Genomic DNA, 22,898 nt, shown 5'->3' on the forward strand with positions numbered 1-22,898 from the left:
GATGAAAGCCGCAATTATCCGCTATTTTTCCCGCGGCGGCTGCACCGGAGGCGTGACGGGAAGCAACCCGCACATCGCCGAGAGCGCCCCCTCTCCTCATCAATAATGATCTTCGAACGCTCCCTCCAGCGCGAACTCGCGTATACGGCTGGTGCCGTGTTCCTGGTTCTCCTCACGCTCGTGCTGACGACGATGATGATCCGTATCGTCGGCTTCGCGGCCTCGGGCGAGATCGACCCGCGCGACGTGCTGGTCCTGATCGGCCTGACCGTGATCGGCTATCTGGCGATCATGCTCGTCGCGACGCTGTTCGTGTCGATCCTGTTCGTCCTCACGCGCTGGTACAAAGACTCCGAGATGGTCGTGTGGCTGTCCTCGGGTGTCAGCCTGACACGGTTCATCAAGCCGATCGGCATTTTTGCCACGCCGATCATCATTCTCATCATGTTCTTCGTGTTCGTCGGCTGGCCCTGGTCGAACCAGCAGAGCAAGCTGATCCGCGCGCGCTTCCAGCAGCGCGACGAAGTTTCGCTGCTCGCGCCGGGCCAGTTCCGCGAGTCGGCCACCACCCACCGGGTGTTCTTCATCGAAAAGATGTCACCCGACCAGGGGCGCGTGGAGAACGTGTTCGTGACCAGCACGGAAGGCGGCAAGGTCAACGTGGTGGTGTCGAAGTACGGCCATACCGAAACACACAAGAACGGCGACCGCTTCGTCGTGCTGGAAAACGGCCGCCGCTATGACGGCGAGCCTGGGCACCCCGACTTCCGCATCATGGAGTTCGAGCGCTACGGCGTGAAGATCCAGAGTCAGCCGGTCGTCAATACGCCGACCACCACCGGCACGCCCACGCTCGCATTGCTGCGCAACCCCACCAACGAAAACCTCGCCGAATTCGCATGGCGCGCGGGGCTGCCGCTGATCGCGATCAACCTGATGCTGCTCGCCATTCCGCTCGCGCATCAGAATCCGCGCCGCAGCCGCACTATCAATCTGGTGATGGCCGTGCTGATCTATCTGACGTATTCGAATCTGCTGAACGTGGTGCAGTCGTGGATCGAGCAGGGCAAGATGTCGTTCGGGGTGGGGCTCGTGATCCTGCACGTCATCGTGGCGGCGATCGTCGCGTTCATCTTCTGGATGCGCGTGCGCAACCGTCCGCTCTTCACGCGGGCCATGTTCAGCCGTTCGCAGGGAGCCTGACCGATGCGCATCTATGAGCGATATTTCGCGCGTCAGATCTATCTAACGTTCATCTTCATTCTGTTCGCGTTTTCGGGTCTGTTCTTCTTCTTCGACCTGATCAACGAACTGAATTCGGTCGGCCACGGCAACTACAAATTCCAGTACGCGGTGCTGCGCGTCGCGTTGCAAACGCCGTCGCGCTTCTATGAAATCATTCCGGTCGCCGCGCTGATCAGCGCGATCTACGTGTTCGCGCAGATGGCGGCGAACTCCGAGTACACGATCTTCCGCGTCTCCGGCCTCGCCACCAATCGGTCGTTGCGCTCGCTGCTGAAGATCGGCATTCCGCTCGTGTTCCTCACGTATCTGATCGGCGAAGTGGTCGGCCCGTACACGGATCAACTGTCGGAGCGCGTGCGGCTCGAGGCGCTGGGTTCGTCGGTGTCGAGCAACTTCCAGTCAGGCGTGTGGGTCAAGGACACGCTGACCGCGCGCGCGGACGGCGAGCAGGTGACGCGTTTCGTCAACGTCGGCGAGTTGAAGCCCGACGCGACGATCGCCAATGTGCGCATTTACGAGTTCGATTCGAAGTTCCGTCTGTCGAACGTGCGCACCGCCGAAAGCGGCCGGTATCAGCCGCCGGGCCATTGGCAACTGACGGGCGTGACCGATACGCAACTGCTCGACGTCCCCCCTCCTCCGGGCACGCCGGCCGATGCACTGAATCCGGTGTATCGCGCGAAGCAGGTGTCGTTGCCGGAGTATTCACTGCGCTCCGAACTGACGCCGCAGATTCTGTCGGTGCTGCTGGTGTCACCGGACCGCATGTCGATGTTCAACCTGTTCCGCTACATCCAGCATTTGACCGAGAATCACCAGGACACGCAGCGCTATGAAATCGCGCTGTGGCGCAAGCTGCTGTATCCGTTCGCGGTGTTCGTGATGCTGGTCTTGTCGCTGCCGTTCGCGTATCTTCATACGCGGGCTGGCGTGGTCGGTGTGAAGGTGTTCGGCGGGATCATGCTGGGGATGAGTTTCCAGCTGTTCAATACGCTGTTCTCGCATATCGGCACGTTGAATACGTGGCCCGCGCCATTGACCGCGGCGACGCCGGGGTTGGTGTATCTGGTGCTCGGACTGGTCGGGCTGAAGTGGGTTGACCGCCATTAGGAGCGGATGTCATGACAACGCACGGGCTGGTGCTGTTCGGGCATGGCGCGAGGGATGTGCGCTGGCGCGAGCCGTTCGAGCGGCTCGCGGAGAAGCTCAAGGCCGTGCGTGCGACGGGTGCTGCCGCCGGGCCGGTGACGTTGGCGTTTCTCGAGTTGATGGAGCCGGATCTGCCCACTGCGGTGAGTGGGCTTGTTGCTCAGGGCTGTGATGTGATTACCGTCGTGCCGGTGTTTTTCGGGCAAGGCGGGCATATCAGAAAGGATCTGCCTGATGCGATCGAGCGGTGTCGCGCGCTGCACGCGGGCGTCGAGATCAGGTGCGCGGTGGCGGTCGGAGAGGATGAAGCGGTTCTCGATGCGGTCGCGCAATATTGCTTGCGGCAGGTTTGATTCCGGTCGTCTTTTCTCAGACTGTGGCTTTGGCAGACGTGGTCTGCCACGTCATCAACAGGCGGCCGCCAAACGTGCCCCGGTCTGCGTCCATTCAAGCCGGTTACCACCCAGCGATTTCGCGCGATATAGCGCCTCGTCGGCGGCTGCCAGCAGGTCGGCAAGCGCGGGCGCTTCGCTTTCGGACTCAGCGAGGCCGACGCTGACCGTGGCCTGGATCGCCACGCCGTCCACCCTGTGAGCAACCGTCCGGGCGAAATGCGTGACGACGTTTTCGCCCACCTCTTTGGCGCGCGGACCATCATGGTCGGGCAACAAAGCCACGAACTCCTCTCCCCCAATGCGCGCGACCAGCGCTTGCGGCCCCACCACGCTGCGCACGACTTCCGCAAACGACTTCAGGACCTCGTCGCCAGCCTTGTGACCGTAGCGATCATTGATCGATTTGAAGTGATCGAGGTCGAACGTGAGCAGTGAAATGGGCCGGCGACCTGCCCTGTCGCGGATGACCTGCGCGCCCTCTTCAAAGAACCACCTGCGATTGCCGAGATGGGTCAGATAATCCGTTTGGGATTCCCGCAAAAGCTGGCCGTGCGTTTCCTCGCGGATTAACCGCAGCAGCGTCATCGGCAGAATGACCGAATACAGGACGCCCTCGTACATCGTGATCTTGCCGGCGATCGACAGCATGTTCGGCCCATACACGCTCGCCAGCCAAGGCAGGATGAAGGCCCGGAACGCATAGAAGACCGCATGGATGCCCGTCACCCACACGACGATATGCCGCGACTGCACCCACTTGATCCCGTCGCTTCGCAGCAGCTCGCGAGACGTCATGCCGGAAACCAGTGCGATGGGTATCGAGCTGACATAGTTCCAGACGGTATCCTGCCAGCGCGCGCCCACCACCCACGTTAGCGCCAGCAGGACCAGCAGCCCGATCGAACCCGCACGGTGTTGCCGGCCGCTCAAGGATGCGACGCCATGCAGGACCAGAAGATATCCGCCGACGATGATGAGATTGCTAATGGCGGCGCCTGACGCACCGGGCAGCACGCTACGCAAAGTCGCTGCCGCACAGCCGATGGCAAGCGTCGCATATCCCGCGGCCAGTATTCTCAATTCCCTGCTGCGCTTGGGATGAACGCGATGCTCCCAGAACGTCATGCCGGCGCTGGCGAGAAGAGTTCCGATCGAAAGGAAGTAGAGGGTGAGAAGGTCGACGTGCATTGCTGGCGTAAGGGCTCTACGCCGATATATAACGGCGGCGTTGCATTTTACGCTGAAAAATATCACAGCATGATCGCGGACTGAGTTCGGCGGTCACGCCGCCGCGCGAACTCCCAGCAACGCGGGAACACGTATGGGAAAGGAAACCGGCGCAGCGGAAACACAAGCTCGACCACCGCGCAGGCAACCACAAAAACTCAGGCGGCCACCAACATTCCATCCGCCGAACGAACCACCTCGAGCTGCCGGGCAGCGAATGCCTCACCGATCATCAGCAAGCTAGGCTGCGAAGCATCGACCCAACGCTGCGCGTCGCCCGCGGCAAGCGCCTCGAGCGTGAGCGTGAGCATGCGTTCGCGTTCCGTGCTGCAAGCCTCGACGATCGCCACCGGCGTGGAAACGGGCTTGCCGGCGTCGATCAACTGCTGCGCAATCTCAACGCCACTATCGCGGCCCATGTAAAACACCAGCGAATCCGCGTTCACCTGCTCGCGAATCTCATCAGACCCGGGCGCGCGGCTGAACGTAGCCAGCGCCACGCTGCGCGAGACGCCCCGCAGCGTCAACGAACGCTTCAGCGAGGCCGCGCTCGCGAGCGCTGCGGTAATGCCGGGCACGACCTCATATTCGATGCCCGCCGCTTCCAGCGCCCGCATTTCTTCATCGGCGCGGCCGAACAGCATCGGGTCGCCGCCCTTCAGACGCACCACCACATCGTGTTCCAGAGCGGCATCCACGATCTGCTTGTTGATGAACTGCTGCGCGGTCGACAGTTGACCGCAGCGCTTGCCCACCGCAATGCGCCGCGCGCGCGCCGGCGCATAGTCGAGCATGGCCGGCTCGACCAGCGCGTCGTGCAGCACCACGTCGGCGGCGGCGAGGAGCCGTGCGCCACGCACCGTAATCAGATCCGCGGCACCCGGCCCCGCGCCGATCAGATAAACCTTACCCATTTGCATCAACCTCTTGGTTAGGGCGCCGGCGCCGCGCTGCCACGCCGCGCGCCCATCGCCCGTTTTACGCCGAAAACGCCCGGATCATCCCGGCCGCGACGGTGTGGTGCGTCGCCTCGTCGATCAGCACGAATGCGCCCGTGCCCGGATGCGAATCGTACACGTCGCACACCAGCGGCTTCTGCAACGTCAACGCGACGCGGCCGATGTCGTTCATCGCGAGCTCCTTGCGATCGGTCGCCTGCGATAGCGTATGCACGTCGAGCACTTCCTTGATCGCACCGATGCGCGCGAACACCGTGTTGGTGGTCTGCTTCAGCAGATACTTGCGCTGCGTCGACAGCGGCGTGTCGTCGAACCAGCACAGGTCCGCTTCGAGCTTCTTCGCCGGCTCCGGCGCCGCTTCACGCAGCACGAAGGTGTCGCCGCGCGATACGTCGACGTCTTCCGCGAGACGGATCGTCACGGTCTGACCCGCGAACGCGCGATCCACCGCGGCCGTGCCGCCCACCACCGGCGCGATGATCTCGGCTACCGTCGCTTCGCGATTAGCCGGCAGCACGACGATCGTGTCGCCGAGCTTCACTTCGCCGGCTTCGACACGGCCCATGTAGCCGCGGAAATCGTCGGCCTGGCTGCCGTCCTGGCGCGCCACCCATTGCACCGGGAAACGCAGCGCCTGGCCGGTCGGAATCTCGACCGGCAACGCTTCGAGCAGGTCCAGCAGCGGCTCGCCCGCGTACCAGGGCATGCTCTCGCTCGCCGTCACGATGTTGTCGCCCTTGAGCGCCGACACCGGCACGAAACGCACGTCGGTCAGACCCAGCTGACGCGCGAGTTCGACATACGCATCGCGAATCTCGTCGAAACGCGCTTCGCTGTATTCGACCAGATCCATCTTATTGATCGCGACGATCACGTGCTGCAAGCCGAGCAGCTTGACGATCGCGCTATGACGCTTGGTTTGCGGCAGCAGTTGCGCGACGCCGTCGACAAACGTCACGCGCGTCGCGTCGACCAGGATGATCGCCGCATGCGCGGTCGACGCGCCCGTCACCATGTTGCGCGTGTACTGCTCGTGACCCGGCGTGTCGGCGATGATGAACTTGCGCTTGGCCGTGGCGAAATAGCGGTACGCGACGTCGATCGTGATGCCCTGCTCGCGTTCGGCTTCGAGGCCGTCGGTCAGCAGCGACAGATCGATTTCGTCGCCGACGGTGCGCTTGTTCTTCGCGCGCGACAGCGCCGAGAGCTGGTCGCTCAGGACTGCCTTGCTGTCGTACAGCAGGCGGCCGATCAACGTGCTCTTGCCGTCGTCGACGCTGCCCGCGGTGATGAAACGCAGCACGCCGAGGTCTTCTGGATGATGAATACTGCTCATAATTGTCTTACCCTCTGTCGACCAGAGTTAGCGCTTCAGCGCTTACTCTGGTCCCATGCAACTTGTTGCGGTCAACCGGATTTAGAGCGAAGCACTTACTCCGGTCCCCATGTGCGCTTAGAAATAACCTTGCTTCTTACGCTGTTCCATCGCGGCTTCGGAGACCTGATCGTCCATCCGCGTCGCGCCGCGCTCCGTGATTTCGGTCACGGCCGTTTCGGCGATGATCTTCTCGAGATCGTCCGCATCGCTTTCCACCGGGCACGTGCAGCTGATATCGCCGACGGTGCGGAAACGCACCAGCGCGGTTTCGCTGGTCTCGCCTTCGCGCATCGGCGTGAGCGGCGTGACCGGCACGAGCAGGCCATTGCGGCGCACGATCTCGCGTTGATGCGCGTAATAGATCGACGGCAGTTCGAGCTGTTCGCGGGCGATGTACTGCCACACATCGAGTTCGGTCCAGTTCGAGATCGGGAACACGCGCAGGTGTTCGCCGTTATGCAGACGCGCGTTGTACAGGCTCCACAGTTCCGGGCGTTGCGCCTTCGGGTCCCATTGGCCGAACTCGTCGCGGAACGAGAAGATGCGCTCTTTCGCACGGGCCTTCTCTTCGTCGCGGCGCGCGCCGCCGATCAGCGCGGTATAGCCGTGCTGTTCGATGGTTTCGAGCAGCGTCACGGCTTGCGCGGCGTTGCGCGAATCCGTTTCGCGGCGCAGACGCACGGTACCGCGCTTGATCGAATCTTCGACGTGGCCCACCACCAGTTCCGCGCCGATTTCCTGCGCGCGACGATCGCGGAAGTCGATCACTTCGTCATAGTTGTGGCCGGTGTCGATATGCACGAGCGGGAACGGCAGCACGGTCTTGCGATTCGCGCCGATGCCGAAGGCCTTCAGCGCGAGGTGCAGCACCACCACCGAATCCTTGCCGCCCGAAAACAGCAGCGCGGGCTTGCTGCATTCGGCGACCAGTTCGCGCAGGATGTGAATCGACTCGGCTTCGAGCCAATCAAGGTGATCCATACGGTTTGCCGTGTTGGCAAGCGGAGCGTTCACAGTGGAATCGAGCGTGGTGCTCATATCTGGGTCCTTCGTTGATTCGCCCGGCGAGCGGTTGCTCGCCCTGGCGGAACTATTCAAATCGGTATATGCGGCGTTCGGACTGCCAGCCGGGTCATCAGTGTACGAAACCTCAGACCGAAGCGTTTTCGCTGCGCTCGATCGCAATCGGGGTAATCGTCGTGATGTGCAGTCCGCATTCCTTCGTATCGCGCGACTCCCACCACCAGCGCCCGGCGCGGCTGTCCTCGCCAGGACGGATCGCGCGCGTGCACGGCTCGCAGCCGATGCTCGGATACCCGCGTGCGTGCAGCGGATTGACCGGCACGTCGAACGCTTTCAGGTAATCCCACACCTCGGCCTCGGTCCAGACCGTCAGCGGATTGAACTTTGCGATGTTGCGCGCGGCGTCGTGCTCTTCCTCGTGCAGTTCGGCGCGCGTGACCGACTGCTCGCGGCGCTGGCCCGTCACCCATGCGCTGACATCCGACAGCGCGCGGTTCAACGGCTCGACCTTGCGGATCTCGCAGCAACGCTTGCGCAGATCGACGCTTTCGTAAAACGCGTTCAGACCGTGCGAGCCGATGTATTCCTCGACCGCCGCAGTCTGCGGGTGGAACTGTTCGATCTCGTAGCCATAGCGCTCTTTCACGCGATCGAGCATGCCGAGCGTTTCCGCATGCAAGCGGCCCGTGTTCAGCGAGAAGATGCCGATCTTCACGCCGCGCGACAAGATGGCGTGCGTGAGCAGCATGTCTTCCGCGGCGAGGCTGCTGGCGAGCTTCACGTTCGCGTGACGCGCGGCGATCGAGTCGAGCAGCGCGTCGAGGCGCTCCACCTTCGCGGCGAGTTCAGGCGTGAGCGTGTGCACGTCGCTCATACCGACGCGTTTTGCAGTTCACCCGCCGCGCGGCGACGGAACAGCGGCGACGAATTCACCGCTCCCTGATAGTTGAAGCTGAATTCGTCGAACGCCTTGAGCGCGTCGTCGAAGTCCTTGTCCGCGCGCAGAGCATACGAATCGAAGCCGCAACGGAACATGAACGTCAGCTGGTCGCGCAGCACGTCGCCGATCGCGCGCAGTTCGCCCTTGTAGCCATAACGCTCGCGCAACAGGCGGCCAATGCTATAGCCACGCCCGTCGCGGAACACCGGGAAGTCCACGGCGATCAGCGCGAGCTTGTCGAAGTCGCCGGCGATGTCCGCCGGTTCGCTGTCCGGCGCGAGCCACACGCCGAGCTCAGCCGCACCGCGCGACGCGCTCAACGCGTCGCGTTCGGCTTGCCACAACGCGAGCGGCACCAGCAGCTTGCCGGCCGGCAACTCGTTCACCGCGGGCAGCGAGCCGTCTTCCGCCGGACGCACGAGCGTCCAGTCATCGTTGACGATTGCGCGGTTCTTGATGATAGAAGCCATCTGTTCAGTATCCTTTTCGCGGTTACGCGTGAGCCGGTTGACGCGAGGCGTACACGCGTTCCTTGAACGGGGTGATGCCGATGCGGTTGTACGTTTCGATGAAGCGCTCGCCTTCCTGGCGGTTCTCCACGAAGGTGTCGATCACCTTGCTCATCACGTCCGGCATTTCTTCCGCCGAGAACGACGGACCGATCACGCGGCCGAGGTGCGCGCCGGTGGCGCCCGTGCCCTGCTCGCCGCCGAGCGTCACCTGGTACCACTCCGAGCCGTCCTTGTCGACGCCCAGAATGCCGATGTTGCCGACGTGGTGGTGACCGCACGCGTTGATACAGCCCGAGATGTTCAGCGACACGTCGCCGAGGTCGTACACGTAGTCGAGATCGTTGAAGCGTTCCTGGATCGCGAGCGCGATCGGAATCGACTTCGCATTCGCGAGCGAGCAGAAATCGCCGCCCGGGCACGCGATGATGTCGGTCAGCAAGCCAATGTTCGGCGTCGCGAAACCTTGCGCCTTGGCCTTTTCCCACAGCGCGAACAGGTCGCGCTTCTTGACGTTGGCGAGAATCAGGTTCTGTTCGTGCGACACGCGGATTTCGCCGAACGAGTACTCGTCGGCCCAATCGGCGACCGCTTCCATTTGCGTGTCGGTGGCGTCGCCCGGAGCGATGGTGGTCGGCTTCAGCGACAGCGTCACCGACGCGTAGCCCGACACCTTGTGCGGCCGCACGTTACGCTCGACCCAGCGCGCGAATGCACGGCTTTCCAGCAGATGGTTTTCGAACGAAGCGTCCGTGTCCGGCAGCTTGTCGTACACGGGCGGCTGGAAGCACTGGACCACGCGGTCCACTTCCGCCTGCGTGAGCGTGGACGGGCCGTCCTTCAGATGCTGCCATTCTTCTTCGACCTGCGCCGAGAACTTCTCCGGGCTCAACGCCTTCACGAGAATCTTGATGCGCGCCTTGTAGATGTTGTCGCGGCGGCCATAGCGGTTGTACACGCGCAGCACGGCTTCGCAGTACGTCAGCAGATGCTGCCACGGCAGATCGCGGCGAATCACCGCGCCGATGATCGGCGTGCGGCCCATGCCGCCGCCGGCGAGGATGTCGGCCACCAGCTCGCCCTGCTCGTTCTTGCGCAGATACACGCCCATGTCGTGAATCTGCACGGCCGCGCGGTCTTCCTTCGAACCCGACACGGCGATCTTGAACTTGCGCGGCAGCCACGCGAATTCCGGATGGAAGGTCGACCATTGACGCAGGACTTCCGCCCACGGACGCGGATCGACCACTTCGTCCGGCGCCACGCCGGCGAACTGGTCAGCCGTGATGTTGCGGATGCAGTTGCCCGAGGTCTGGATGCCGTGCATCTGCACGGCGGCGAGCTTGCGCAGGATTTCCGGCGTTTCTTCGAGCTTGATCCAGTTGTACTGGATGTTCGAGCGCGTCGAGAAATGGCCGTAGCCGCGGTCGTGTTCCCGCGCGATCTGCGCGAGCACGCGCATCTGGTCGCTGCGCAGGTTGCCGTACGGAATCGCGATGCGGTGCATGTACGCGTGGCGCTGGTAGTACAGGCCGTTCTGCAAGCGCAGCGGACGAAACTCCTCTTCGCTCAATTCGCCCGACAAGCGGCGGCGAACCTGATCGGCGTATTGCGCGACTCGTTCATCGACGATGGTCTGGTCGTACTGATCGTATTGGTACATTCGGGGACCCCAATTTTTTTGGCTGATACACGGCAGTCCGGTTCCGCCGCGCCTTGAACATCTGTCTTGGTCAGCAACCGCAAACGAGCGTTCAGACCGATCTCTCATTTGCTTACGACAAATACAGATATCCATATTGAAAAAGATGGACAGATCGTAATAAACTCCCCTTATATTTCAAACGACTAAAAAATTCTTTTTATATGCGGAGAGGTTATATATGAACCTGCATCAATTCCGCTTCGTCCGCGAGGCAGTGCGGCAGAACTTTAACCTCACCGAAGCTGCCAAAGCGCTGTTTACCAGCCAGCCGGGCGTTTCGAAAGCGATCATCGAGCTCGAGGACGAGCTGGGGGTCGAAATCTTCACGCGGCACGGCAAGCGCGTGCGTTCGCTGACCGAACCGGGACGCATCATTTTGCAGTCAGTCGAGAAGATATTGCAGGAAGTGGAGAGCCTCAAGCGCGTCGGTAAGGATTACGCGGCCCAGGATCAGGGCAATCTGGTGATCGCCGCCACCCACACCCAGGCGCGCTACTCGCTGCCGGCCGCGATCGCCGAGTTCAAGAAACGCTTTCCCAAAGTCCACCTTTCAATTCTGCAAGGCAGCCCGACCCAGGTCGCCGAGATGGTGCTGCACGACCAGGCCGATCTGGCAATCGCCACCGAGGCGATCGCCAACTACAAGGATCTGGTTTCGCTGCCCTGCTTCCAGTGGCACCACGTCGCGGTGATGCAGCCGGATCATCCGCTGCTCGAGCGCAAACTGTTGGCGCTGGATGATCTGACTCAATATCCGCTGATCACGTACGACAACGCGTTCGCCGGCCGCACCAAGATCAACGAGGCGTTCCGCCTGCGCGGGCTGCATCCGGACATCGTGCTGGAAGCGATCGACGCCGACGTGATCAAGACTTATGTGGAACTGGGCCTCGGCGTCGGCATCATGGCGGATATCGCGTTCAACGCCGAGCGCGACCGCCATTTGCGCGCGATGCCGGTCGGCCACCTGTTCGGCAGCAACGTCACGCGCGTCGCGCTGAAACAGGGTGCCTATCTGCGCAGCTACGTGTATACGCTCGTCGAACTGCTGTCGCCCAGCATGAACCGCAAGCTGATCGAACAGGCACTCAAGGGCGAACACGAAACCTACGAACTTTGATATCACCACGCTTCTTGCTACGGAGACCCTTATCGATGAAGTCGCATAACAACAAACTTCGCGGCGTAGCCGCTCTCGGCGCGCTGTTGCTCGCCACCGCAGCCCATGCCGACCTGAAAGTCGGCATCGATCTGTCGAGCACCGGCCCGGCGGCCGTGATCGGCATCACCAGCAAGAACGCGATGCTGATGTGGCCCGCGACGATCGCCGGCCAGAAAGCCGACTACATCTTCCTCGACGACGCGTCCGACCCCGGCGCGGCCGTACGCAACATCCGCAAGCTGATCAACGAGGACCACGTCGACGCGATCGTCGGCCCGAACATCACGCCGGCCGCGATGGCCGCGCTCGACCCGGTCGCCGAAAGCCAGACGCCGATGATCACGCTGATCGGCTCGGCCAGCGTGGTGGAGCCGCAGGAAGGCAAGAAGGTCTGGGCCTACAAGATGGCGCAGACCGACAGCGCGATGGCCGACGTGATGACGCGCTACATGTCGAACCACAACGTGAAGACGGTGGGCTTCATCGGTTTCGCGGACGGCTACGGCGAGAGCTGGCTCAACGAGTTCAGCAAGTTCGCGGCGCTGCGCCATGTCCAGCTGGTCGCGACCGAGCGCTATAACCGCACGGATGCGAGCGTGACCGGCCAGATTCTGAAGCTGATGGCCGCCAAACCCGACGCGATCCTGATCGCCGGAGCCGGCACGCCGACCGTGCTGCCGCAGCGCACGCTGATCGAGCGCGGCTACAAAGGGGCGATCTATCAGACCCACGGCATCGCCACACCGGAATTCATCAAGCTGGGCGGCAAGGACGTGGAAGGCACGCTGTTCCCGACCCAGCCGGTCGTGGTCGCGCGCTCGCTGCCGGCCGATCATCCGGCGAAGAAGGCGGCGCTCGCGTTCACCAACGAGTATGAGGCGAAGTACGGCGCGGGCAGCGTGACCCAGTTCGCGGGCGATGCGGCGGGCGTGTATCCGCGTTTGCAGGACGCCGTGGCGCGCGCACTGAAGACCGCGCAGCCGGGCACGCCGGCATTCCGCGTCGCGTTGCGCGACGAACTGGAGCACGCGCACGAACTGGTCGTGCCGAACGGCGTGGTCAACACGAGCCCGAAGGACCACGTGGGCCTGGACCAGCGCGCGAGCGTGATGGGTACGATCAGGAACGGCAAGTTCGTCTATCTGAGTCAATAGGCCGCCGAGCCGGGGGCCGCACCGCCGCGCCACGCCGGGCACCGGGCGCGACGTGGCGGCGGCGAAATTGTTAAAGTAGTAGTCTGTTCCCGATCAGCAGTCCCCCACCATGCGCACCACCCGAGCCATCCACGCTGTCGAACGGCTGAAAACGCGCAGCGGCAATCCGCAGTTCGCCGCGATCAGCCTGTCCGGTGGCCTGTTCTATCTGGTCGATAAATCGAGCGGCACGGACAAGAAAGTCTCCGATCCGTTGACGCTCGACGACTTCGTCAAGTTCGTCGATGCGTTCGGCCCGCAGAAACCGCGCAAGGCGAGCAAGCTCGATATCGCGTTTGAAGAGCAGATCAAGAAGAGCAAGGGCGGGTGACGCGGGGATGAGCACCACGGCGCCAGCCGCTGCGCGACGCGCAAGCGGCGAGAACAAAGCGTTCCGCACCTAGGCTCAAGCCCCTTCAATCTCGCGCCACTGCCCGTCCGCCGCGCTGCTCGCGAGCACCGCATCGATGAAGCGCAGCCCCGCCACACCATCATCCACTGTCGTGAGCAGAAGACTTTCCGCAGGCAACGCGCGGCCTTCGTCCAATGCTTCGATCTGCAACGCCGCGTCCTTGTACAACTGCGCGAACGCTTCCAGATAACCTTCGGGATGCCCGGGCGGCACACGCGTCGCGTGCGCGGCGAGCGCGCTTTTCACGCGCCCGCGCGTGAGCCGCTCGGTCAAGCCGCCCAACGGCGTGAACCACAATTCGTTCGGCTGTTCCTGATCGAAAGCGAGGCCGGCCTTGGTTCCATAGACCCGCAGCCGCAACCCATTCTCCGCGCCGCTCGCCACCTGGCTCGCCCATAACATGCCGCGCGCGCCGTTCGCATAGCGCAGCATCGCCTGCACGTGATCGTCGATGCGCCGTCCGGGCACGAAGGTATGCAGCTCCGCCGCCAGCGCCCGAGGCGTCATTCCCGTGACGAAGGCCGCGAGCTGATACGCGTGCGTGCCGATATCGCCGAGACAGCCCGCCGGCCCCGCCAGCGCGGGGTCCGTGCGCCAGCCGGCCTGCTTGTTCGCGCCCCCCGTCTCGACCGGTTCGGCCAGCCAGTCCTGTGCGTATTCGACCTGCACCACGCGGATCTCGCCCAGCTCGCCGCGCTCGACCAGCTCGCGCGCATGACGCACCAGCGGGTAGCCGGAATACGTATGCGTGAGCGCAAACAGCTTGCCCTTCTCGCGCGCGAGCTTCGCGAGCGCTTCGCCTTCGGCGAGCGAAATCGCCAGCGGCTTGTCACACACCACGTGGATGCCCGCTTCGAGAAACGCCGTCGCCACCGGCGCATGCAGATGATTCGGCGTGACGATCGCGACCGCGTCGATGCCGTCGTCGCGGGCGGCTTCGGCGCGCGCCATCTCGCGCCAGTCCGCGTAGCTGCGCGCGATGCCGGCCTCGGCTGCGCTCGCTTGCGCACGCTGCGGGTCGGACGATAATGCGCCCGCCACCACTTCGAAACGATCGTCGAGCCGCGCGGCGATCCGATGCACCGCGCCGATGAACGCGCCCTGGCCGCCGCCGACCATACCCAACCTGAGCCTTCTTTGTGGCATCGCCTTCACTCCTTTGGGTTTGACCGCCGCGCAGTTCGCGTGTGCAGCACGCTCCGCCACGCCGCGTGCTGCCTCGTAGCGCTGCAAACCGCGCCCGCGAAACTGCCGTCAGAGACCTAACACGCGCTTCAACTGCGCGTCGTCGACACCGCTGCCCGCGAAATCGTCGAACGCATGCTCGGCGACGCGAATGATGTGCCGCCGAATGAACTCCGCGCCTTCGCGCGCGCCGTCGTGCGGATGCTTGAGCGCACACTCCCATTCGAGCACGGCCCAGCCGGGAAAATCGAATTGCGCCATCTTCGAGAAGATCGCGCCGAAGTCGATCTGTCCGTCGCCGAGTGATCTGAAGCGCCCCGCGCGTTCGACCCAGCCGCTATATCCGCCATACACACCTTGCTTGCCATTCGGCCGGAACTCCGCGTCCTTCACATGAAACGCCTTGATGCGCTCGTGATAGATGTCGATGAACGCAAGATAGTCGAGCTGCTGCAGCACGAAGTGGCTCGGATCGTAGAGGATGTTGGCGCGCGCGTGCTGCTTCACCGCATCGAGAAAACGCTCGAAGGTCACGCCGTCGTGCAGGTCTTCGCCCGGATGCAATTCGTAGCACACGTCCACGCCGGCCTCGTCGAACGCATCGAGAATCGGCGTCCAGCGGCGCGCGAGCTCGTCGAACGCCGCTTCGACGAGTCCCGCCGGACGCTGCGGCCAAGGGTACAGATACGGCCATGCCAGCGCGCCGGAAAACGACACGTGCGTGCTCAAGCCCAAACGTCGCGACGCCTGCGCCGCGAGCTTCATCTGCCCGATCGCCCACTGCGTGCGCGCGGCGGGGTCGCCCCGCACCCGCTGCGCGGCGAAGCCGTCGAACAGCGCGTCGTACGCCGGATGCACGGCCACCAGCTGGCCTTGCAGATGCGTCGAGAGTTCGGTGATCGTCACCCCCTCGTCGTCCGCGGTCTCGCGCAACTGGTCGCAATAGCTCTGGCTCGCGGCGGCCTGCTCCAGGTCGATCAGGCGCGGGTCGCACGGCACCTGAATGCCCTTGAAGCCGAGACTCGCGGCCCACTCCGCCAGATGCGCGAGATTGTCGAACGGCACCTCGTCGCCCATGAACTGGGCGAGAAAAATTGCCGGCCCTTTGATGGTTTTCATCGTCAGGTTCCTCGTACGGGCGCGCGCCCGCCGCGCTTGGCCGGCGCAAAGTCCGGCGCCGGCACGGCGCGCGCGCGAGGACTCGGGCTCAGAACGGCGAGTCCGGGAAGTAGTACTGCTGCGCGTTTTCCTTCGTGATCAGCACCGAGGGAATGATCGTGGTCGGCGGCAGCTTCTCGCCCTTCAGGCGCGCCTCGGCGGTCAGCTTGATCGCGTCGTAGATGAACTTCGGCGAGTACGACACGTCGGCCTTGATCATCGGCGCGCCGTCCATCACATTCTTCACCATGCCCTTCGAGCCCGCGCCGCCGAACACGATCTTGATGTCATCGCGCTTGGCCTGATCGATTGCCTTCAGCACGCCGACCGCCATGTCGTCGTCGGCGGCCCACACGGCGTCGATGTGCTTGAAGCGCGTCAGATAGTCCTGCATCACCTTGAACGCGTCGTCGCGATTCCAGTTCGCGTACTTGCCGTCGAGAATCTTGATGTCCGGATAGTTCTTCAGCACGCCGGTGAAGGCGGCCCAGCGTTCGTTGTCGAGCGTGGTCGGAATGCCGCGCAGCGCGACGATGTTGCCCTTGCCGTCGAGCGCCTTGGCCAGATACTCGGCGGGGATCTTGCCGAACGCGGTGTTGTCGCCCGCCACGTACGCATCCTGCGCGCTCGTGTCGGTCAGGCCGCGGTCGACCACCGTCACGTACACGCCCTTCTTCTTCACCTGCGCGACCGGCTGCGTGAGCGAAGCCGATTCGAACGGGAAGATCACCAGCGCGTTGATCTTGTTGACCGTCACGAGATCCTGCAACTGGTTCGCCTGTTCGGGCGCGCCGGCTGCCGTCTTCACGATCACCTTCAGGTCGGGATGCGCTTTCTCCAGATCGGCTTTCGCCTTGTTCGCCCACCAGACGATGCCGCCCGTGAAGCCGTGGTCGGCTGTCGGAATCGCGACGCCCAGCGTGACCTTGTCGTCGGCACGCGCGAGCCCCGCCGTGCCCAGTATCCCCAACGCCAGCATGCCGGCGCCGACCGCTCGAATGACCTGCTTCATGGTTGTGTCTCCTTTAGTGAGGCGTTCGGGCGCCCCGATTCCCGGACTTGCCGTTGTTGCGACTTGAAGCACTAACACTATCGCCGTCCGCGCTGCACGAACGCGACGAAGATAATCACCACGCCCTGCACCGCCGCGTTCAGATACACGCTGATGATGCTGGTCAGATTCAGAATGTTGGCGATCACCGACAGCAGGATCGCGCCGATCACCGTGCCGATCACGCGTCCTTCGCCGCCCTTGAGCGCGGTGCCGCCGACCACCACCGAAGCGATCGCCTCCAGCTCCCACAAGAGGCCGGTGGTCGGCGTGGCCGAGCCGAGCCGCGGCACGTACAGCACGGTCGCGACGCCGACGCAAATGCCGAGCAGCACATACGTGACGATCTTCACCGTGTCGACACGAATCGCCGCATAGCGCGCGACCTGTTCGTTCGAGCCGATCGCCTGGACGTGCCGTCCGAAGGTGGTGCGATTGAGGATCAGCGCGCCGCCCGCCGCCACCACGAGGAACACCCAGATCGGCACCGGCACGCCGAACAGGCTCGCGTAGTAGACCGGCCCGTATAGATCGGATAACGAATTGTCGAGCGTCAGCGCGCCGCCGTCGGCGAGCCACGTGAGCACCGCGCGAAAGATGCCCAGCGTGCCCAGCGTGACGATGAACGGCTCGATGCGTCCTTTGGTAATCAACAGGCCGTGCGCGCAGCCGAACAGTCCGCCGAGCACGAGCGCCGCGACCATGCCGATCGTCACGATCACGAGCGGCGCGAACGTGTGACCGGCCGCGCCCGCCGCGAGCCCGTTCATCAGCCAGATCATGCTGCCCGCGATCAGCGCCGCCATCGAGCCGACCGACAGATCGATGCCGCCCGAGATGATCACGAAGGTCATGCCGACCGCGATGATGCCGATGAACGACGTGCGCGTGAGCACGTTCATCAGGTTGTCGAGCGTCGCGAAGTCGCGGTTCAGCAGCGTGCCGACGATGCACAGCAAAATCAGTCCGACGAGCGGCCCGAGCGCATACAGTCGATGCGCGAAGCGCAGCGCGCGGCCGGATCGCACGGCTTCAGTGGGTGCCGGTCGCATGAGCGATCAACTCCTCTTCGGTGAGATGGTCGAGCGTCAGCGTGGCTTGCAGGCGTCCCGCGCGCATCACGGCGACGCGGTGGCACAAGCCGATCAGCTCGATCAGTTCGGATGAAATGACGATCACCGCGCGGCCTTGCGCCGCGAGCCGATGAATCAAAAAATAGATGTCGCGTTTCGAGCCGACATCGACGCCGCGAGTCGGCTCGTCGAGCACGATCACGTTCGGCTCGGGCTGCAGGAACTTGGCGAGCGCGAGCTTCTGCTGATTGCCGCCGGAGAGCATGCGCGCGCGGCTCGACAGGTCGCCGGTGCGGATGCCGAATTCGCCGACCGCCTTCGTCAACGCGGCGCGCCCCGCCTTCATGTCGAGCAGCGGATGCGCGTAGCGTTCGAGCGTCATCAGCGTGACGTTGTCCTGCAGGCTCAGGTCCACGTGCAGGCCCTTGCCTTTGCGGTCCTCGCTGAGATACGTGAGACCGTGGCGCATCGCGTCGCGCGGGCTCTTCAGATCGGCGCGCCGCCCGGCGATCTCGATGCGCCCCGCGGTCCGCTTGCGCAAGCCGAGGATCGCTTCGAACGCCTCGGTGCGGCCCGCGCCGACGAGGCCCGCGAAGCCGAGCACTTCGCCCGCGCGCACGTCGAAGCTCAGGTCCTCGACCCACTCGGGCACCGCGAGCCCGTCCACCTTCAACGCGAGCGGCGCGTCGGCGGGCACGGTGAGCTTGTCGGGAAACATGTCGGACAGCTCGCGCCCGACCATCAGGTTCGCCATCTGCTGACGCGCGAGCGCCGCCGTCTCGCCGCGCGCGACGAAGCGGCCGTCGCGCATCACGATCACTTCGTCGGTGATGCGCTCCACTTCGTCGAGCTTGTGCGAGATGTAGACGATCGTCACGCCGTCGGCCTTGAGCTTCGCCATCAGCGTGAAAAGCCGCTCGGTCTCCGACGGCGTGAGCGTGGCGGTCGGCTCGTCCATGATCAGCAGACGCGCGCGGCGCGACAGCGCCTTCGCGATCTCCACCATCTGCTTTTCCGCGACGATCAGCTCGCGCACCCGCGTGTCCGGCGCTTTCTCCAGCCCGACCTGCGCGAGATAACGCGCGGCGTCGGCGCGCATCGCGGCGTCGTCGACAAACCAGCCGCGCCGCTTCTCGTGGCCGAGATACATGTTCTGCGCGATCGTCAGATGCTCGGCGAGGTTGAACTCCTGGTGGATCAGCACGATGCCCTGCGCTTCGGCGTCGCGCGATCCGGTGAACTGCCGCGCGTGGCCGTCGACCAGCAACGCGCCCGACGTCGCGGTTTCATAGCCGGCGAGAATTTTCATCAGCGTCGATTTGCCCGCGCCGTTCTCGCCGAGCAGACCGTAGATGCGCCCTGGCGCCAGATCGAAACTCACGCCGTGCAGCACGCGGACCGGACCGAAGTCTTTGCGGATGTCGTCGAAACGGACGGCGAGGCTCATGGTTCACGCGCTCCCGCGAATCACCAGCCGATGCGGCAGCAGCACGCCCGGCACGTTGGCCAACGGATTCGCGAGACGCTGCAACAGCAGACGCGCGGCGGTTTCGCCCAGCTCGCGCATCGGCTGCGCGATGGTGGTGAGCGGCGGGTCGATCTGCGCGGCGAGCGAGATGTCGTCGAAGCCGACCACCGCGACGTCGTCGGGCACCCGCTTGCCCACGCTGCGCAAGCCGTGGATCACGCCGATCGCCAGCGTGTCGGACACCGCGAAGATCGCGCTGGGCGCGCCCGGCTGCTGGATCAACGTGACCGCCGCCGACGCGCCCGCTTCGTAGTCGAGGCTGTTCAGGTTCATCCGCCAGCGCGCATCGGGCGTGATGCCGGCTTCGGCCAGCGCGTCCAGATAGCCTTGCTGACGCTGCCGCGCGTACAGGTAGGCCACGTCGGAGTTGATGAGCCCGATGCACCGGTGGCCGCGCGCGAGCAGATGGCGCACCGCGTCGCCCGCGGCGCGGTAATTGTCGATACCCACGTACGGCACGCCGACCGCCGGGTCGAACTCGCAGCACGCGACCCACGGCAGCGCGCCGGACGCGTCGCCGAGCGCCTGCTGGATGGTGGCCGGGTCGAGGCAGATCGCGCCGTCCGCGCGGCGGCGGCGCAGCAGGTCGAAGTAGCTGCGCTCGCGGCCCGGATCGGCGCCCGTGTCGCATAGCAGCATGAAGTAGCCGTGTTGACGCGCGACGCTGTCGATGCCGCGCACGATCTCCGCATAAAACGGATTGCCGACGTCCGGCACCATGGTGAGCAGCAGCCGGCTTTCGGCGGTGCGCAGATTGCGCGCGAGTTCGTTGACGCGATAGCCGCTCGCGTCGATCGCGGCGAGCACCTTGTCGCGCGTGGCGGGCCGCACGTTCTCGTGACCGTTCAGCACGCGCGACACCGTGGCCACCGACACCCCCGCCTGCTGCGCGACCCCGGCGATCGACGAGCCTTCGGCGGCAGGCAGCGGCCGGCCTTGCGGTTGGGAACGCGCGTTGGACAATGCCGCCGCAGGCGCCTTGGACGACGATCTGGACAAGGGATCTCGCATCGAAAATGTAATCGATTACATTCTTGGGCGATCAAAGCGGAAATCGCAAGGACGGATCGCTAGGGATTAACACGGGGATCGCGACGGGCCACGCGCAGCCGCTGCCTCTGCCGCCGGGCGCGGCACAGTGCCCGCGACGGCACGGCTGGCCGCCGCCATTTGGTACAATCCCGCAGTTACCCTGGCGCGGCTTGCGTCCCTTATCGCTGGAGTCTCGTTCGCGAGGTTCGGGCGAGCTTCGGGAAGCTGCCGGCCGGAGGCAAAAAAGTCAGTGGCGGCGTTTGCCAACTGCAATCAACCGCATCGTCAAACGCCTCGTCGAACTGCCGCCCACTCGCCAAACCAAACCGCCGAATCCACCATGAACATCGAGCAAGCGCGTTTCAACATGATCGAACAGCAGATCCGCCCCTGGGAAGTGCTCGACCAGGACGTGCTGAATCTGCTCTCGATCGTCAAGCGTGAGAATTTCGTCCCCGCCGTCTATCGCGAGCTGGCCTTCGTCGACTTCGAAGTGCCGCTGCCGGCCGGCCAGCATATGTTCGCGCCGCGCGTCGAAGCACGCGTACTGCAGGAACTGGCGGTGAAGAAACACGAAAGCGTGCTCGAAATCGGCGCGGGCTCGGGCTACATGGCGGCACTGCTCGCGCATCGCGCGCAGCACGTGCTGACGGTGGATATCGAACCCGAACTGGCCGAGCTGGCCCGCAACAACCTGATCGCCAACGGCGTGCTGAACGCCGAAGTCGCCACCGGCGACGCGTCGCGCGGCTGGGCCGGCGCGGCGCCCTACGACGTGATCTGCGTGTCGGGCGGCCTGCCGGTGCTGCCACAGGAAATTCTCGAACACCTGAAGATCGGCGGCCGCCTCGCGGCGTTCGTCGGCACCGCGCCGGTCATGAAGGCGCAAATCATCACGCGTATCGACGAGAAGCAGTTCCGCATCGCCGACGTGTTCGAAACCTATGTCGAGCCGCTGATCAACGCCGTGCAGCCGCCGCGTTTCAAGTTTTAAGCTTTACGTCGATCCGGACGGCCCGCGTGCGGCCGTCCTCTGAACTGGATGTCCGCTGATGCAAAATCTGACTGCTCCGGCGCTCGCCGAATGGCTCGCCGACACCTCGCGACCCGCGCCCGTGCTGCTCGACGTGCGTGAGCCGTGGGAATTGCAAACGGCGTCGATCGCCGGCGCCGTGTCGATCCCGATGCGTGAGATTCCCGCGCGCAGCGAAGAACTCGACGACGACGCGCAAATCGTCTGCGTCTGCCATCACGGTGCGCGCAGCGCCCAGGTCGCGATGTTCCTCGAATCGCGCGGCCATACCAACGTGTTCAATCTGCAAGGCGGCATCGACGCATGGTCGCGTCAGGTCGATCCGTCCGTTCCCACCTACTGAGACTGAGCGGCGCGTCGCGATGACGCGCCAACGGGCGCCGCGCCTTGCGTCCGTGGCCGCGCCGGCGTGCGCGCGCTCGCTGCGCTGCCTGCGCGGGCCGTCGGCATGTCCCTGCTCTACGACGAAGCGCTGTCCAGCGACGCGCAACTGCGAAGCGCGCGCGCCGAACACATCCACCGCGCGCATTGAAATAACCCCCCTTTCATCACGCTACTTCACGCATCGGCCGCGGAAACTTCGCATGGCTTCCTAAGCATCGCGTGAGCATCATGCTCCGACTCCTTACGATGACCGGCACGGCCAGGATCAGCCAGCGGACCGGCCCGTTAGTCGCGTTCTGACGACTGCGTCGACGGCGCGTTGATTTCGCCGCCTCACGCCGTTTCCCATCCTCTATTCAGAATTTTCCTGCAATCCTGATAACGGCCTGCGGGCACCATGCTCCGACCTGTTTTCTGGAGCAATGAGATGAAACTTGTGAAGCTCGCGCTGGCGATCGCGGCCCTGGCGCCGCTCGCCTGTTATGCGACATTGGGCGCAGCGCCAGCTACGCGGACACACGCGGCGGCGGGATCGCGGTCGTTGCTCACGTCGGGGAGTGGGTCGAGTGATCCGGCTGCGGCTGCGCCGTACACGATGCGCGAGGCGAACGACGCCGACGGCGTGACGATCCGCGAATACGTACTGCCCACCAACGTGGTGTTCGCCGTTACGTGGCATGGCCCGGTGCGCCCGGACATGAGCGAACTGCTCGGCAGCTACTTCCCGAACTTCGTGAGCCCGGGCGACGGCCGCCCGCGCGGCATCGGTCCGATGGTCCAGCACAACGGCGACTTCCATATCGAATCGGCTGGCCATACAGGCTATTTCTTCGGCAGGGCATTTCTGCCGCGCCTCGTTCCCGCCAATGTCCGCATGGAGAACCTGCAATGAAGCGGCGCGTGGACTCATCGAATACCAATACTATGACGACTCTAAACAAAAAGCTCTGCTGCGCGCTGTTGACCGCCGGCGTGGCGCTGTCCGCATGCGGCGGCGGCGGCGGTGATGATGGCGGCGCTAACGTGACGAATAATAGCGATAAGCCGGCGAAGCCGAGTCAGAGCCCGAGTCAGAGCCCGAGTCCGAGTCCGAGTCCGAGTCCGAGTCCGAGTCCGAGTCCGAGTCCGAGTCCGAGTCCGAGTCCGAGTCCGAGTCC

22 protein-coding genes are annotated in these 22,898 nt (G+C 64.2%); 9 read left to right on the forward strand and 13 right to left on the reverse strand.

The features are described from left to right. Positions 1 to 105: 105 nt before the first annotated feature. From lptF to PQR02_RS16630, 3 genes are read left to right on the forward strand one after another with little or no spacing between them, the layout of a single operon-like run. Complete coding sequence (gene lptF / locus PQR02_RS16620; protein WP_408232772.1) at positions 106 to 1,203, forward strand: LPS export ABC transporter permease LptF; 1,098 nt, start codon at positions 106 to 108, stop codon at positions 1,201 to 1,203. A gap of 3 nt (positions 1,204 to 1,206) precedes the next feature. Beyond that, positions 1,207 to 2,355, forward strand: coding sequence for an LPS export ABC transporter permease LptG (gene lptG / locus PQR02_RS16625; RefSeq protein WP_408232775.1), 1,149 nt, complete (start codon positions 1,207 to 1,209; stop codon positions 2,353 to 2,355). Between the two features lie 11 nt (positions 2,356 to 2,366). Further along, complete coding sequence (locus PQR02_RS16630) at positions 2,367 to 2,747, forward strand: sirohydrochlorin chelatase (protein ID WP_408232778.1); 381 nt, start codon at positions 2,367 to 2,369, stop codon at positions 2,745 to 2,747. Between the two features lie 54 nt (positions 2,748 to 2,801). Here the strand turns inward: PQR02_RS16630 and PQR02_RS16635 are convergent, their stop codons facing one another. The 7 genes from PQR02_RS16635 to PQR02_RS16665 form a co-directional block, all read right to left on the reverse strand. Beyond that, complete coding sequence (locus tag PQR02_RS16635; protein WP_408232781.1) at positions 2,802 to 3,977, reverse strand: GGDEF domain-containing protein; 1,176 nt, start codon at positions 3,975 to 3,977, stop codon at positions 2,802 to 2,804. 197 nt (positions 3,978 to 4,174) lie between these two features. Then, on the reverse strand, positions 4,175 to 4,930 hold the full coding sequence (gene cobA / locus PQR02_RS16640) for a uroporphyrinogen-III C-methyltransferase (RefSeq protein ID WP_408232840.1): 756 nt from the start codon (positions 4,928 to 4,930) through the stop codon (positions 4,175 to 4,177). Between the two features lie 64 nt (positions 4,931 to 4,994). After that, positions 4,995 to 6,311, reverse strand: a complete 1,317-nt coding sequence (locus PQR02_RS16645; protein WP_408232784.1) for a sulfate adenylyltransferase subunit 1 — start codon at positions 6,309 to 6,311, stop codon at positions 4,995 to 4,997. 117 nt (positions 6,312 to 6,428) lie between these two features. Beyond that, positions 6,429 to 7,391, reverse strand: a complete 963-nt coding sequence (cysD, locus tag PQR02_RS16650) for a sulfate adenylyltransferase subunit CysD (protein WP_408232787.1) — start codon at positions 7,389 to 7,391, stop codon at positions 6,429 to 6,431. Between the two features lie 112 nt (positions 7,392 to 7,503). Then, positions 7,504 to 8,250 carry a phosphoadenylyl-sulfate reductase gene (locus tag PQR02_RS16655; RefSeq protein WP_408232790.1) on the reverse strand — a complete coding sequence of 249 codons (747 nt, stop codon included), beginning with the start codon at positions 8,248 to 8,250 and terminating at the stop codon, positions 7,504 to 7,506. Beyond that, positions 8,247 to 8,786: a DUF934 domain-containing protein gene (locus PQR02_RS16660; RefSeq protein ID WP_408232792.1), complete on the reverse strand. Its 540-nt coding sequence runs from the start codon at positions 8,784 to 8,786 to the stop codon at positions 8,247 to 8,249. The genes PQR02_RS16655 and PQR02_RS16660 overlap by 4 nt, the downstream gene beginning before the upstream one ends. A gap of 22 nt (positions 8,787 to 8,808) precedes the next feature. Then, positions 8,809 to 10,488, reverse strand: a complete 1,680-nt coding sequence (locus PQR02_RS16665) for a nitrite/sulfite reductase (protein WP_408232794.1) — start codon at positions 10,486 to 10,488, stop codon at positions 8,809 to 8,811. Positions 10,489 to 10,708: 220 nt separating this feature from the next. Here PQR02_RS16665 and PQR02_RS16670 point away from each other — a divergent pair, with 220 nt between their 5' ends. The 3 genes from PQR02_RS16670 (at position 10,709) to PQR02_RS16680 (ending at position 13,216) form a co-directional block, all read left to right on the forward strand. Continuing rightward, positions 10,709 to 11,650 (forward strand): CysB family HTH-type transcriptional regulator, encoded by a 942-nt coding sequence (locus PQR02_RS16670; protein WP_408232797.1) that lies wholly within the window; start codon positions 10,709 to 10,711, stop codon positions 11,648 to 11,650. Positions 11,651 to 11,685: 35 nt separating this feature from the next. Then, on the forward strand, positions 11,686 to 12,846 hold the full coding sequence (locus PQR02_RS16675) for an ABC transporter substrate-binding protein (RefSeq protein ID WP_408232800.1): 1,161 nt from the start codon (positions 11,686 to 11,688) through the stop codon (positions 12,844 to 12,846). A 109-nt stretch (positions 12,847 to 12,955) separates the two neighbouring features. Continuing rightward, a complete protein-coding gene (locus PQR02_RS16680) occupies positions 12,956 to 13,216 on the forward strand; it encodes a hypothetical protein (protein WP_149671581.1) in 261 nt (86 codons plus the stop codon). Between the two features lie 75 nt (positions 13,217 to 13,291). Here the strand turns inward: PQR02_RS16680 and PQR02_RS16685 are convergent, their stop codons facing one another. The 6 genes from PQR02_RS16685 to PQR02_RS16710 all read right to left on the reverse strand — a co-directional run bounded on the left by PQR02_RS16685 (position 13,292) and on the right by PQR02_RS16710 (position 20,303). Beyond that, positions 13,292 to 14,443, reverse strand: a complete 1,152-nt coding sequence (locus tag PQR02_RS16685) for a Gfo/Idh/MocA family protein (protein WP_408232804.1) — start codon at positions 14,441 to 14,443, stop codon at positions 13,292 to 13,294. 108 nt (positions 14,444 to 14,551) lie between these two features. Further along, positions 14,552 to 15,601, reverse strand: a complete 1,050-nt coding sequence (locus PQR02_RS16690; protein ID WP_408232807.1) for a sugar phosphate isomerase/epimerase family protein — start codon at positions 15,599 to 15,601, stop codon at positions 14,552 to 14,554. 88 nt (positions 15,602 to 15,689) lie between these two features. Next, a complete protein-coding gene (locus PQR02_RS16695; RefSeq protein ID WP_408232810.1) occupies positions 15,690 to 16,652 on the reverse strand; it encodes a substrate-binding domain-containing protein in 963 nt (320 codons plus the stop codon). 77 nt (positions 16,653 to 16,729) lie between these two features. Further along, entirely contained in the window at positions 16,730 to 17,743 is a 1,014-nt protein-coding gene (locus tag PQR02_RS16700; RefSeq protein WP_408232813.1) for an ABC transporter permease, read from the reverse strand. Next, positions 17,724 to 19,211 (reverse strand): sugar ABC transporter ATP-binding protein, encoded by a 1,488-nt coding sequence (locus tag PQR02_RS16705; protein ID WP_408232816.1) that lies wholly within the window; start codon positions 19,209 to 19,211, stop codon positions 17,724 to 17,726. Before PQR02_RS16705 ends, PQR02_RS16700 begins: the two co-directional genes overlap by 20 nt. 3 nt (positions 19,212 to 19,214) lie before the next feature. Then, complete coding sequence (locus tag PQR02_RS16710; protein ID WP_408232819.1) at positions 19,215 to 20,303, reverse strand: LacI family DNA-binding transcriptional regulator; 1,089 nt, start codon at positions 20,301 to 20,303, stop codon at positions 19,215 to 19,217. Between the two features lie 361 nt (positions 20,304 to 20,664). Here PQR02_RS16710 and PQR02_RS16715 point away from each other — a divergent pair, with 361 nt between their 5' ends. The 3 genes from PQR02_RS16715 to PQR02_RS16725 all read left to right on the forward strand — a co-directional run bounded on the left by PQR02_RS16715 (position 20,665) and on the right by PQR02_RS16725 (position 22,633). Further along, complete coding sequence (locus tag PQR02_RS16715; protein ID WP_408232822.1) at positions 20,665 to 21,318, forward strand: protein-L-isoaspartate O-methyltransferase family protein; 654 nt, start codon at positions 20,665 to 20,667, stop codon at positions 21,316 to 21,318. Positions 21,319 to 21,376: 58 nt separating this feature from the next. Beyond that, entirely contained in the window at positions 21,377 to 21,700 is a 324-nt protein-coding gene (locus tag PQR02_RS16720) for a rhodanese-like domain-containing protein (protein WP_121316736.1), read from the forward strand. A 468-nt stretch (positions 21,701 to 22,168) separates the two neighbouring features. After that, positions 22,169 to 22,633 (forward strand): DUF2844 domain-containing protein, encoded by a 465-nt coding sequence (locus PQR02_RS16725; protein WP_408232825.1) that lies wholly within the window; start codon positions 22,169 to 22,171, stop codon positions 22,631 to 22,633. The last annotated feature ends 265 nt before the right edge of the window (positions 22,634 to 22,898 follow it).

Source organism: Paraburkholderia sediminicola (assembly GCF_046026895.1).
GTDB lineage: Bacteria > Pseudomonadota > Gammaproteobacteria > Burkholderiales > Burkholderiaceae > Paraburkholderia > Paraburkholderia sediminicola_C.